This is a genomic window from Falsirhodobacter xinxiangensis, from assembly GCF_004959935.1.
GTDB lineage: Bacteria > Pseudomonadota > Alphaproteobacteria > Rhodobacterales > Rhodobacteraceae > Falsirhodobacter > Falsirhodobacter xinxiangensis.
The window spans coordinates 68,829-80,123 of sequence record NZ_SMYN01000016.1; the positions used below are offsets into that span (position 1 = coordinate 68,829).

Annotated in this window: 14 protein-coding genes; all 14 read right to left on the reverse strand. The window is 62.1% G+C overall.

Features of this window, described 5'->3' with window-relative positions:
• Nucleotides 1-2: 2 nt before the first annotated feature.
• Nucleotides 3-1,130, reverse strand: a complete 1,128-nt coding sequence (locus E2K76_RS16000) for an efflux RND transporter periplasmic adaptor subunit (RefSeq protein WP_169053342.1) — start codon at nt 1,128-1,130, stop codon at nt 3-5.
• Nucleotides 1,131-1,190: 60 nt separating this feature from the next.
• The gene (locus tag E2K76_RS20410) at nt 1,191-1,337 is read right to left on the reverse strand and encodes a hypothetical protein (RefSeq protein WP_169053343.1); all 147 of its coding nucleotides are present in this window, start codon (nt 1,335-1,337) and stop codon (nt 1,191-1,193) included.
• Between the two features lie 2 nt (nt 1,338-1,339).
• Entirely contained in the window at nt 1,340-1,609 is a 270-nt protein-coding gene (locus E2K76_RS16005) for a hypothetical protein (RefSeq protein ID WP_136685455.1), read from the reverse strand.
• Nucleotides 1,609-1,920 carry a hypothetical protein gene (locus tag E2K76_RS16010; RefSeq protein ID WP_136685456.1) on the reverse strand — a complete coding sequence of 104 codons (312 nt, stop codon included), beginning with the start codon at nt 1,918-1,920 and terminating at the stop codon, nt 1,609-1,611. Before E2K76_RS16010 ends, E2K76_RS16005 begins: the two co-directional genes overlap by 1 nt.
• A gap of 587 nt (nt 1,921-2,507) precedes the next feature.
• Nucleotides 2,508-4,352 (reverse strand): TniQ family protein, encoded by a 1,845-nt coding sequence (locus E2K76_RS16015; RefSeq protein ID WP_136685457.1) that lies wholly within the window; start codon nt 4,350-4,352, stop codon nt 2,508-2,510.
• Nucleotides 4,353-4,360: 8 nt separating this feature from the next.
• On the reverse strand, nt 4,361-5,332 hold the full coding sequence (locus E2K76_RS16020) for a TniB family NTP-binding protein (protein WP_136685458.1): 972 nt from the start codon (nt 5,330-5,332) through the stop codon (nt 4,361-4,363).
• Between the two features lie 134 nt (nt 5,333-5,466).
• On the reverse strand, nt 5,467-6,195 hold the full coding sequence (locus E2K76_RS16025) for a Mu transposase C-terminal domain-containing protein (RefSeq protein WP_220432272.1): 729 nt from the start codon (nt 6,193-6,195) through the stop codon (nt 5,467-5,469).
• A complete protein-coding gene (locus E2K76_RS16030; protein WP_169053344.1) occupies nt 6,168-7,541 on the reverse strand; it encodes a DDE-type integrase/transposase/recombinase in 1,374 nt (457 codons plus the stop codon). Before E2K76_RS16030 ends, E2K76_RS16025 begins: the two co-directional genes overlap by 28 nt.
• Before the next feature lie 585 nt (nt 7,542-8,126).
• A complete protein-coding gene (locus E2K76_RS20415) occupies nt 8,127-8,300 on the reverse strand; it encodes a hypothetical protein (RefSeq protein ID WP_169053345.1) in 174 nt (57 codons plus the stop codon).
• 23 nt (nt 8,301-8,323) lie between these two features.
• A complete protein-coding gene (locus tag E2K76_RS16035; protein ID WP_136685461.1) occupies nt 8,324-8,905 on the reverse strand; it encodes a hypothetical protein in 582 nt (193 codons plus the stop codon).
• 118 nt (nt 8,906-9,023) lie between these two features.
• Nucleotides 9,024-9,533, reverse strand: a complete 510-nt coding sequence (locus E2K76_RS16040) for a hypothetical protein (protein ID WP_136685462.1) — start codon at nt 9,531-9,533, stop codon at nt 9,024-9,026.
• A gap of 104 nt (nt 9,534-9,637) precedes the next feature.
• Entirely contained in the window at nt 9,638-10,054 is a 417-nt protein-coding gene (locus E2K76_RS16045; protein ID WP_136685463.1) for a hypothetical protein, read from the reverse strand.
• A complete protein-coding gene (locus E2K76_RS16050) occupies nt 10,051-10,470 on the reverse strand; it encodes a hypothetical protein (RefSeq protein WP_136685464.1) in 420 nt (139 codons plus the stop codon). Before E2K76_RS16050 ends, E2K76_RS16045 begins: the two co-directional genes overlap by 4 nt.
• Before the next feature lie 53 nt (nt 10,471-10,523).
• Complete coding sequence (locus E2K76_RS16055; protein WP_136685465.1) at nt 10,524-10,979, reverse strand: hypothetical protein; 456 nt, start codon at nt 10,977-10,979, stop codon at nt 10,524-10,526.
• Between the last annotated feature and the right edge of the window lie 316 nt (nt 10,980-11,295).

Sequence of the window (11,295 nt, forward strand, 5' to 3'; positions counted from 1 at the left end):
CGTCAGTTGCCCGTTACGATGCCTTCGGCGGTGATCGAGACATCCTGCGCCTCGATCATCCGTCCGGCGGTCATGGTGTCGATATTGTCGACGATCAGCTTCGTTCCGTCCTCGATGCCCGAGGTGACGATCCATGCATTGCGTGTGGTGCCTGCAGGGGTCACCATCGTCTGGGCGGATCGCCCTTCGCCGTCCACGGTCCAGACTGCGATGGTGCCGTCGGGCTGGGGCGTCGCGGCAAGCTGCGGGACCAGCACCCCTTGCGACGTACCAAGCGTCACTTCGGCGGTGACGAACATGCCGGGCAGGATCATCCGGTCGGGATTGTCGAACCGAAATCGCGTGCTGCGTGTTCCCGTCGTCGTGGACACGGTCGAGGAGATCGTCTGGACCGTTCCGGTGCCGGAATACTGCTCGCCGTTTTCAAGGATCAGGCTGACGCCCAGCCGTTCGCCGGGCTGGATGTCGCCGGTGGCGAAACGGCGGCGGAAGTCGAGGATGCGCGCCGAGCTTTCCGAGACATCGACATAGATCGGGTCGAGGCTGACCACCGTGGTCAAGGCATCCGATTGCCCCGAGGTCACCAGATCGCCGACCGAAACGGCGGGAACGCCCGGAACCCCGTTCACGGGGCTGCGGATCGTCGTGCGGTCAAGGTTAATCTGTGCGGTGCTGACGGCGGCCTCGGCGACCGAGATGGCGGCGCGGGCTTGCAGCAGGTTGACGCGCGCGGTGTCCAGATCGGCCTGCGTGACGCCCGTGCCTGCCAGCCGTTCGGCCCGGTTCGCGGCAGCTTCGGCGGCGGGCAGGGCGGCGCGGGCGCCTTCCAGATCGGCCTCTGCCGATTGCAGGGCCGCAGCATAGGTCGCGTCGTCGATATGGAACAGCGGATCGCCCTTGGCAACATCGCGCCCCGGCTCGTAAAGCACCTCTGTCACGACGCCGTCCACTAGCGGGCGGATACCGGCCTCCAGAACCGCGGCGGCCTGTCCGGTCGAGGTGACCGTCACCGGTACGGGCGCGCGGGACAGAGTGACGACCCCGGCGGGCAGGGTCGCGTCCGGGTTCTGGCCCAGCGCGGGAAAGGCCGCCAACTGGAGGATGAGGAAGGCGGTGGCTCTGGCGGGCAAGGCTGGCTCCAATCGATCGTTCGCGGGTTCAACGGGGCGGCAAGGATTTTCCGTCGCGTATTACTCCGAAGGATCGTCGCTGGCCGGACCCGGCGCGCCCCTGCCATGCTTGGGTTGTTTCGCCGTGCCGGATTTCTCGATCGGTGCGCGGGGGTCGCGGTCCTTCTTTTCGGACGGGCGGGTGGTCATGTCGCGATCGTCCTGCATCCTCATTCCTCCGTTTGCGCGAACCGCTGCACTTCGACGATGTTGCGGATGCGGTTCATCTCTTCGGCGATGGCAAGTTCCAGCGCCAGCCCGTCGGTCGGGACCGCGCCGGGGTCCTCCTGCCCGTCGCGCATCACGCCGCGATCCTCCAGCGCGGCGGTCAGCGCCGCCGACTGGGGCAGGGACAGCACGATCTGCGCCAGAAGCTTGCGATGCGCGGCGATCATGCCTTCCAGCTTGTGAAGGCTGCCTTCGATTTCATTGTCCGTCATCATGCCACCTCTGCGAGCCAGGGAACGATTGCGATCAGGATGAGCGTGCCGAGGATCGGCACGATGAGGCGCCGCTTGTCGCGCTGCCGGGTCTCGGGGTTGCGTGCGGGGCGTCCGGCGGAAGGATCGTCCGGTCGGGCCGCGATCTCGTGCCTTGCGGTCACGGCCAGTTGTTCCGGCGAAGGCGGACGACCCGCCGCTTCGTCATCGGTGCCGAGGGGCGATGCGGCAAGGTCCAGAAAATTGACCTTGTCGCCGGATCGCCCCGGGTCGAGCTCCTTTCGGAGCCAGTCGGACGTTGGATGGGTCATGCCGCACTCCGGTTTGTCTGATGCGATGTGTGAACGAATGCCGCGCCCCCCAGTTCCGCCGAGGTCCGGGCTCTGGTTCCCGTGTTTCTTGGGTATGGAGCGCGATCTTCAGAGGGGCGCGCAGAGCAAGGTGGTCCACTGCAGGCGGCTGGGATCGAGAAGCTTGGCTCGTGCCGGGTTATGTTTGCTGGGCGGACTCGCCGGGTGGGTCAATCCGGGCCTTGGGATGGGAGCTGGACCTAAGCAACGAAGGAGGATTCCCGAAAGAAGGTCTATATAGAATTGAGAAGGTTGGAAACTGATGGTTTGTTGCCAGAGAGAGGGCAAATGCCTTAAAAGGGTCTTTTCTATTTCGAGCTCTTCAAGGTGAGGGTGATTTATGCTGCGATCCACAGGGTGAATGTCTCAGCATAAATCACCCTTTTCAAAGAAAGGTCAAATATAAAAGTGCCGCAAAATCAATAATTTGCGAACCACATCTCAAAGCCTCAATTATTCAATTCACCCTCTACAGTCACCATTATCACCCTTCGAAAGTTCAAAAAAATGCCGCCCGAAGGCGGCATCGTCTCGTTTTTTGCCTCGTGTCAGGCGGCCCATCCCTCCGGGATATCGTCCCGCCGATAAAGCTCGATGCCCAGATCCTCGAGCGCAACCGCAAGCGGCACGCCGCGCGCATCCAGCAGATCTTTGATTTGCTTCTGCCGGAGGCCGGTCTCCTGGGCCAGATGATGCAACGTCGCGTAGTTTTCGGCGAAATGCTCGAAATCATTTCGCATCACGCGCACCCGGGATTTCATCCACGGCTTGCGCGCGAGATTGGTCGTAACGAGAAGCGGAGCCCCGCCCTTCCCCGATGTGAGGCGAGCGCCAATTTGCGGCGGGATTGCAAGGCGGCGGTATGCCTCGGTCAGGGTCATGGCCTCCGGGCTCGGATCGATGATCCAGGCCAGTTCCTTCGGATCAAACTGAAGGCCCTCGAAGCCCCAAGACCCCGGAATACGAACCGTCCGGCGGATCTGTCCGGAGACCACCATGGGCAGCACTTCCGCCATCTTGCGGCCCGTGATCTCGATCACCTCATCGAGGTTGACGAAGCGCTCGGGCACGCGGTCCGCCACCGGCACATCCGCTAAGCGGGCCGCGATTGTCTCCACGTCCTCGCGCCGGACCGCCTTCCCTGTCCATGCTTTCATCCCGTGATCATCCGCGACGATCTGGAGATGGCGCGTCTTGGCCAGCAGCTCGATCATCGCGGCGGTAGCGTTCAGAGCGAACGCGGCATCTTCCAGGAACATGGCGCCGCGGGATGCGAGAATTACCCGTTCGGATGCGCGGGCGTCGAACGTGATCATGTCGGATTCCGCCGAGGGCGAAGCGCCGACCTGAAGCATTCCGGCTTCCATCAACGCCGCCGCAACCTCTGATGGCTCCGCCTTCGCGGTATCCGCTAAGGTGGCGATACTGTGCCGGACGCGGGTCTGGATCGTCTTCTTCAGGACCGTCTTGCGCGGATAGATCGCCATCTCGTCAAAGATGTAGTCCCGTGTGTCATCGATGATCCGCCCCGCACCGATGCCCTCTTTGACGACCAGCCAGGCATAGAAGCTGCCGAACGTTTTCGTAGGGTGATGCTCATGCCCGGACCCGGCGTGTCGCGCATGCGCAAACGCGAGCGCTTCACGCACGCCATCAAGGCCCTTGTCTGCGTATTCCCACCCGATGTCGCCTGCCATGTCCCTGTCCGCCTCCGTCATGGATTTCAAGTCGAAGTCCGAGCCGAACGCCACGAGGGCGCCCAGCATTTCCGTTGTGCGCACCCCTTGCTGGAGCGACTGCCCGTCGAGCCAAGGCGAAGTGGCACGAGGCCCCGGTTCGTCAAGCTCGAGGCGGTGAAGGATGTAGGTCTGGAGGCGCGAAGGCGCGCGACGCGGCTCCGACTGCGCCAGCCGTTCCAACTGCTTCTGCGTTTCCGGAACATCCTCGGAAAGCTCGCGAAGGTAGCTACCCTGTCGCATTTGCAGGGGAATTTGATGGACCCGGCAGACGCGCACGTGCCGGAACTCCCACTCGAGCTTCGCCACCGGCGCCAGCGCCCGAGGCGATCCCCTTGTTCGATCTTCGAGGACGCATTGAGGGCAAAAACGCACCAACCGGCCCGCCGTAAACTCCACGAAGACCTTTTCCCCGCGCAGCGAGCGCTCGCGCTCTTCTGCGCGCAGCGTGTTGCGGGCAACCGCGCCCCGGGACTCTCCAACCAGCTCGCAAAGTTGGTTCACGGCTTCGGGATGCCCCGCAAGGAAGGATCGCGCCCCAATGCCCATATCCTCGAGAAACGGGAGCAGCGGGCCGCGTGTATGCACGGCGGCAAGATTTGCGGCCCAGGACAGGTGCGTCTCTTGCGGATGGAGCGATGGCGACATCTTTTTCATCGTGGACCTCACTTCTTGCGGGATTTCTTCGGGCGCTTGACCTCGGCCACCCCATGGGGGTTGTCCGGATCGATCAGCATCCAGTCGTGGGCATAAAAAACGTTGCGATCGGACGAGCACGCCTCTTTGAGCGCGTAAGCCGCCGCGAAGTGGTCGATGTCCACCGCGGAATGCCCGCCCACGAGCGCCTGCTCGATTGCGGCGACGACGAGCTCGAGCACCAGCCCGAAGCGGCCACGTCCGGCATGCACCAAACGCGGCAGAAGTTCGGGATGGATGCAGGGCTCGAGGCCCGCGGTCTGGCAGTAGTTCGCGACGAGATCTAGCAGCTCGTCTCCCTGCGTGAACGCATTCACCGGCGGAAGATGCATCAGCGTAAATCGGCGCCAGAGCTGCGGATCGGAGCGGAGAATTTCTTCCAGCTGGCCGGTGCCGGACAGGATGAGCGTGAACGCTTCATCTCCCTGCATGAGATACTTCAGGCCGCGCAGGATTAGCTTGCGGTCCGCGCAGAAAAGGTCGTGCGCCTCATCAATCCAAAGAAGCGACACGCCCAGATCGCTCATGCGACCCCGGACCATGTGCCAGATCTCCCACATATCCCGGCGGCTGCGCCCGGTCGGATAATCCGTGCGCCGCAGGATTTCGAGACCGAGGCCTTTGAACGTTGCCGGGCTCGGCACGATCACGTCGAGAAAGTGCGGATGACCATCCGGCCCCATGGCGAGCACAGGATGCTTTTTCAGCACGCGGGCGATCAATGTCGATTTGCCGCCGCCCGGTCCGTCGACGACGACGACGCCGCGGGTTTCTCCGGTATTGGTGAAGCGCAGCACCTCCGGCAGGATGCGGCCGTCTTCCCCGGTCTTGAACAAACGATCAATCTGCGCCTGCAGCGCGCCTTCACGATCCGTGGTGATGTGACGGGCGCGCAGCTTGGCGAGGATCTGCGCCACTTTGAATGCGTCATGCTTGGACATTTAAGGTCTCCCAGATGGTTCGGTTCAGGCTCCGGAGAAACGATCGGAATCCGATCCCCGGCACGCCCTCGGGGCGAAGCGCGATTTTGCGCTCCGCCCGGGGTCGTGATGCGAGAAACTGTGCTGCGCCGACGCTATTCGTCGTCGAAAGTCCATCCGCCTTTCGGTTTCGGTGCCGGTGCCGCAGCCGGATTTGCCGGCGCCTCCGTTTTGCGCGGCGATGCCGGGATGGTCGCCTCGGCCGACTGGACGGTGTCCGCAGGGGGCGCGATCACGGCAGGATCGCGCACCTCGCTGTCCGGGATGTCGAACGACGCCCCCTGATCCTCCTGCGACCCGATCCCGGGCCACGCAGGCTCGAAGGACAAGGCCCGGCCTTCGACCGAGGTGCCATCGGGGCTCGGAGCCACGGGGCGCTCACCCCCGCGCGCTTTGAAGCCGATGAACAGCCGGGCTTCTTCGCGCTGCGCGCGCTCTGCAGACCATTCTTCAACCAGCAGGTTGCTTGTGGTTTTTGCGTCGGACACGCGATCGTCGATCGACTTCAGCGCCTGATTGATCATGTCCTGTTCGAACTCGCTCTGAGCCGGGAACGAGGCGCGGAGACGGCGGACGGCGACGAGCCAGTCCTGAGCCCGCACTCCGTCCATATCCTGCTGCACGGAGCTGACTTTTTGCCACTTTCCGCCCATGAGGAAGAAAATGGCGCCGATGTCATCCGGGTGCCACCGGACATCCACGACTTTATCGGCGTTGCGGAGCATCCAGTCGGCCAGGAGCCGGCTATGGTAGCGAACGCCGAGAACGGTGATGCCCGTCTTCGACACTGTTCGTTTCAAACGAACTCCGAAGACTTTACGCATATCATCCATGTGCGGGGGCGCCTGGACACCCAAGCCACTCTTGGCGAGGCGGTCCCAGCAGTTCCGGGGCGTTTCGCTACGGAACGCGTGACCGTAATGCCCAGGTCAGCGCCTGCGAAGCGGAACTCGGACGTCTGGAAGGCCGACCCGCCATCTGTGACAATGTGCTCGGGGAGACCGAACATATTCCACTTGCTGGTCGTGCCGACGGGGTCGATCCATTCCCCTTTGTTGCTGAGGACCATCTCCAGAACGGCCAAGCTCGCTTCTTTCTTGGCGGTCCGGGAGAGTTTCATGCCGAGGATGCACCGGGTCGTGCAGCAGATGGCGACAGTCAGCACCCAACGCCCCTTGCCGCCGGTAAGACCCAAGCTGGCCAGTCCCTCCGCGGTGAGGCCGAGCATCTCGTTACCGTGCATCAAGGACATGAGGTCGATCTTGAACTCGTCGATTTCGACGCGTTCGAGCAAACGTGTGTAGATCGGCGTTTCGCCAACCGGAGCAAAATGCTTCCGAGCCACATCCGCGCCATAGCGGGCGAGCGTCACTTGATAGGGGTCGAGACGATTGATTTCGCGACTGAAAGTCGAGAGGCTCGGAAGCCGCAGCGGGATTTCCCCTTTTGCCTTCCGGGCTTCGTTTCGCTCCTTCATCTTCAGCTCAAAGAAGGAATAGCAGGTCTTGATCGACGCGCGCTCGAGGTTCAGATAGTGCTTCTTGATCGTATGAGCCATCAAAGCACGAACCTCGGGGGCGACGCCCTGATCTCGGTTTCCGCGGCGATGGAAGGCATCGATCAAGGCGTGTTTGCCGCGATTCCGCGCGCTGCGATACCAGCCCAGGATCGTGCGCGGATGCGGCAACTTCGCCGGATTGATCGACGGCGGGACGCCTTCACCGATCTGCGTGGCGATCAGATACTTCTGCGAGTAAGCCATGATCAGATCCATATTGGCTGCGATCGACTCCTCCGTCAGCTTGATCTTTTTCGCCTCATAAGCGTCCACCACCCCCTCGACCGTGGCGTCTCGCTTTGTGAAACGCAACCGCCCAAAGCCCTGCAGCTCCGAAATCGAGCGCCGATCATCATCGGCGAGTTCTTGGCGCATATGCTCAGGATGGTAGAAGTTCCGCTCGAGGATGATGCGTTTTTGCGACGCGAGCGTTTTCATCTCTTCGTGCGAAACCTGGTGTTGACGCCCGGATCCGTCGGCATATTCGAGGATATGACAGGTATCCGTCACGCGGACGGGGCGAAGATGGATGTTCTCGATGGTGATGCGGTCGTGGCTGCCATAAACAATACGGGGGCCGCTCGCGTGATCGATGGTGAAGTTCATGTTCATTCGGGTCATCCTTTTGGAGAGATATGCGGGCCCCGGTGCGGGGCCTCGCGGACGCGTAGCGCAAAAAGCGGGTTATGCCTGGGCGCCCCGAGGCGCGGGGGTCAGACCGAAGCAGTCCCGGAGCCATTGCCGAAATTTTCGCAGCCGGCCGCGGCACCCGCTGTCCGGGTCTGAGGGGAATAAATCCGCGGCGCTCCGCCACGAGTTGCCGGGGAGGACGGTGCACGTCGCGGGAGAACGCGGCCAAGGAAGGAACAGGAAGCGTGACGTCGCCTTCCAGAATGCGTTCGCAATTCTCTGCGAAAATGGCACGCTCCAGATGCGGATAAACGCTCAGCATGAGGCGGCGCGCAAGCGTGAGGTAATGCTCGTCGATCACCTCGTGCATGATACCGATCACCGCGGGATCGAGTCCGGGGCGAAGCTGACGCGCCGTCTCTGTCCCGTTGATTTGTTGGATTTTCATAGTGGTCCCCTGTGTGGCGGGTTGAAGGTTCGGTTGCGCCGACCTGTCGGCCGTGGGTGGCGCCAATCCCTTTGCTGATCGTTGGCCCGCGCAGACACAGCATCCGCGCGGGCGCGCGATTAGGCGGCGAGGTCGTGGCGGCGCGGAGCCGAGCCGTCCTCGGGATCTGCGAAGACGACCGCGGCAAATGACCGCTCGTCGCCTTGGCGAGGCCCGCGTTTTCGCAACAGCATCAATGCGGGCAGATCGGACGCGCCGCCCTGCTCGATCATCGTGGCGAAAAATTGCGCCATGGGCTGGTGCATGCACATCAGAGCTATTCCCCCTGGATGCGAAAACCGATGAGGAAGGTCCTGTCTCGGATGGCCAGAAGTGCGCGCATCCAGGCGAGCAGGGTTCGCGGATGCGGCGCCTTCATCTGCGGCCACGGCTTTCCGGCGGACTCCACGTTCAGATACGCGCGCCAGCGGATCGCATCCATGTTGCGCTGAACGGATTTTTCCGAGAAGGCAACGCGGCCCTCCTCATGCAGTTCGACGAGCGCGGTCACATAGGCTGCGCGATGAACCTGACGACGCGCCGCCCGGAGATCGCGATCACGCTGCCGGCGATCGCGCCAAGCAACAGGAGGGGTCTGTTCACCGCCTGCGCCAAGCTCGTGATAGCCCGCCGTTCCGCCTTCGACATGCTGGTCGATCCACACTTGCATCGGCGTGCGCTCGGTTTGCTTGTTCGCAGAGAAATCGCCGCGGTCCGCATCGCGAAGATCGCGCATGAGTTGCAGGAATGCCGATCGCGAAAAAGGGCGATCGAGCCCCAGGAGCTGCGATACGGTTACGGCAGCGGGAACTTTCGCGGGTGCTCGCGAAGACCCCATAGGCGAAAAGTGTTTCGTCATCGTTCTGGCCTTTCCATCTCCCGGGCCTTGCGAGTGCCGGCGCGCGGGTGGTCGGGTGAGGGTCGAAATTCGGAAGAGAGCTCTGACCGGAACCGAAAGGTCCGGTCAGATCGCCGGATCAGAGCTTCTTGCTGGCGATGCGAAGCACATGATGAGCGCTCGGCTGCGCCGTATCATCGTCTTCGCCATGCGGACGACGGGATGCAAAATCCTGAAGAGCGGCCTGGAATTCGAGATGTGCATCGACCCCATCCCAGTCGTCGAACTCGCTGGAGAGCAGGAAAGCCGAGCTGAATGCGGGCCCGTGGTCGGACACCACCTCCGGAAGGCCAAAGATGTCCCATTCGGGCGGCTCATCGGAACCGCCGGCAACCGGTGCTTTCTTGCTCCGCGTGGATCCGCCGGGAAGCTGGATTTCGGAGCGGGCGCCGATGGCGGACAACGCCGCACCCGTTGCCGCGACCGGCGCCAAGGCCTCAGTCACGACTTGCAACTGCTGGGCGGCACTCATGCCCTTGTCGAACACCGGCGCGGGCAACTCCGCGCCGAGCGCGGTCGGCGCCGCGAACTGGCCGGAAGCCTTGATGTGAAGGGCGAGCTCGATGTCGAACGTGCTGTGCTTGCTCATTTTCCGTCTCTCTTTCAGGGTAGCCGCCTCCGGCGCGCGAAATGCACGGGGTCGGCAGAACGTTTCGAGGGGGGGTCACGGCGCGGGCGGCGCCGCGACGGGATCTAGTAGATCGTGATGCTTCCGCGCCGGACGCTTTTTGCCTTGAAGACAAGGCTGTGCGGCTCGATCTTTTCGTGTTGGACGAGCTTCAGATGGAAGGTCCGGATCAGGCGCACGACGGCGCGAGTGCCGCGCGGCCCAAGGCCGACACGATCAGAGAGTTCGGACAGAGAAACGATGCCGCTCATTGCGTCGACAACGTCCTCTGCACGCATATCCGCTTCCGGGTCCGCGCGACGCACGCCATGAAGCAGCCACGCGTTGTGCAACTCGATCGGATCGATGTCATACTCGTGGAACTGCTTCACATCGGTAACGAAGCCACGCGCACGTGCCTGATAGGCGATGAGCGGCGCAGTGCGGGCATGTTCGCCGCCCAGCTTTGCCCAGGTCTTGACCATGATACCCCAGCGGATCATTGCGCGAACTCCACCACCGCGTCGAAGTAGTGGGTGTGCTCCTCGCCATTCTGATCGATCCAGTCGAATGCGACCTGCTCGCGGAGGGACACGAAGTTCTCACGGTGCATCAGCACAATGAAGACCTTCGCTTCAAGCCAGCTTTCGTAACGGAAAGTCTGGTTGTCGAGAACAAGCGCCCCGTTGTTGTTGAAACGGGACGAAAGACCGATCTTGCGATCACCACGCCCGGGGAGGGACTCCCATTTCGGCTGTTCATTAAAAGACATTCTCATGCCTCCGTTTCTGGTCCATGCATTGGCCTTGAAGCCAATACGATCCTCTTCTCCCAGCACGCCTGACCAATTCCCTGCCCGGCTTTTCGCCTGCCTGGGTGGTGACATGCCGACGCTCTGCAGGCGCATATCGAACCACATTCCGCCCCACGCTCTTCGAGAGCGCTGCTAGCGGATGAGGCCGCCCTTGCGGGCTACGCCTGCTCAATCTTCAGGGGGACCAGTTCCTCTTGCCGAATCCGGATGGACCCGATACAAGAAAGATACAAAACGCGGACCCGGTCCGAACCACGCCATCCGATTTGCCGATCGGGTGGCGTAGCTTTATTTGCAGGGCAGCCCGCGGCCATAGCGGCGTGCAGCCATTTAAGCCCCGAATTGTTCACACAGCCCGAGATGTTCTTAGGGTTGGGATGGAGCACATGAGAAACGCAAGCGGAAATTCCCGGCGCAGCCGAAAGGCCGCGCAGAAATAAATTTCTGGAATTTGCGAGAAATTCCCGATAGTTGACATGGCTCGGGAAATTTTGGCTTTGGCGCGCGCAGATGCTGACCAGCGTCAGCAGAATCGTCACCAGCCATGGGTCAAGCTCCGCGCTCGGGAGCTTTTGCGAAATATTACCCGACAGGGCAATCGGATGCCACGACATCGCTTCTTCACCTCCGCTTGGCGGCGAGCCCTCACAGGCCCGTTTCGCCAGATTGCTACCAGATGATCGGGCCAAAGGCCGAATCACCCCGTCTCAGAGCGGATCACTCCAGGTGAAATGACCAACGCTTACCGCGTCGCTTCCGAAGTCTCGGAACATGAATGCACCATAGAGGCGCGCGATAATACCTTGTGGCTGTTGGTCCTTCCATAGGGATAAGCACGACCGCATCGGCGCGCAATATGCGAAAAAGAAAAATCTGAAAAATTCTTTCTGAAGCGGAAGTGAGCTACTCCCCGATCCTTGGACAGATTTC